At 65.2% G+C, this 1,025-nt stretch carries 2 protein-coding genes; both read left to right on the top strand.

What is annotated here, in order from left to right; translation table 11 throughout:
- Positions 1–400, top strand: a 400-nt coding sequence (locus ABT116_RS50350; RefSeq protein ID WP_351648566.1) for a hypothetical protein, incomplete at its 5' end; no start/stop codon positions are given.
- A 72-nt stretch (positions 401–472) separates the two neighbouring features.
- Positions 473–1,025 (top strand): phosphatidylserine decarboxylase (locus tag ABT116_RS50345; RefSeq protein ID WP_351648564.1); only part of this gene is annotated, 553 nt, incomplete at its 3' end.

Raw genomic sequence — 1,025 nt, 5'->3', positions numbered from 1 at the left:
ACGCGTACTTCACGTCGGCGTCCGACAACCGCATCGTCCGCATGATCTACGACGGACAGAAGACGATCACCGAATCCTGCGCGAGCACAACGACGCCGTCGAACTGAGCGGCGACCTACTTGCCGCCCTGCTCAACGGCACCGAGGACAGCGCCGTCGTCAGCGTCGGCGAAGACGGTGGTGCACGGGTGAATCCGGGCGGAATGGATCCCCGTGAACAGTTCCGAGTACTGGTCGACCGACAGCGACTGCGCGACGCCGCCGCAGCCCAACCGGGGCGGCAACTGGTGATCCGAGTAAGCGGTGCGGCGCTACCGCTGGCGATACGCACCGGCGACTGTGTCGGGTACTACTCGTACTTGATGCCACTACAGCCCGTAGGAGAGAAGGCATTCACGTAATCTATGGATGCTCTACCACCCCGTACTGTCAGTGCGACCAGCAGAAGACCTACCGAGTAGTTAGAGGAGCCTGTGGCACGCCGACCCACACCCCCCGGAACCCCGCAACCCACCGGGATCGGACATATCGTCGATCTGGTTCGCCATGCGATTCCGCCACTTCATCCCGCCGGCCTGCCGTTCGTGCTGGCCCCGCTGGGAGTTGCAGCTCTGGGCCGCAACCGTAAGTGGGTGCGCCGAGCCGGTCTGACCACCGCCGCCGCATGCGCCACGTTCTTCCGTCACCCGCACCGGGTGCCGCCGAACCGCATCGGCGTCGTCGTCGCACCCGCCGACGGTGAAGTGGCGCTGGTCGACAACGCCGTTCCGCCGGCCGAGCTCAATCTCGGAAGCGAGCCGCGCCCGCGCGTCAGCATCTTCCTGTCGGTTCTCGACGTGCATGTCCAGCGCAGCCCTGTCGGTGGAACGGTCAAAGAGGTCGTTCACCAGGCAGGCAAGTTCCTCTCCGCAGATCTCGCCGACGCCAGCGAGGTCAACGAGCGCAACAGCATGCTCATCGAAACCGCCGACGGTCACGACGTGACAGTTGTCCAGATCGCGGGACTGCTCGCGCGCCGCATCGTCT

The sequence above is a fragment of the Streptomyces sp. NPDC002130 genome, from assembly GCF_040296465.1.
In the GTDB taxonomy this organism is placed as follows: Bacteria; Actinomycetota; Actinomycetes; order Streptomycetales; family Streptomycetaceae; genus Streptomyces.
The sequence above is the reverse complement of the archived record's forward strand: the minus strand, read 5'-3'. Positions and strand labels throughout refer to the sequence as shown.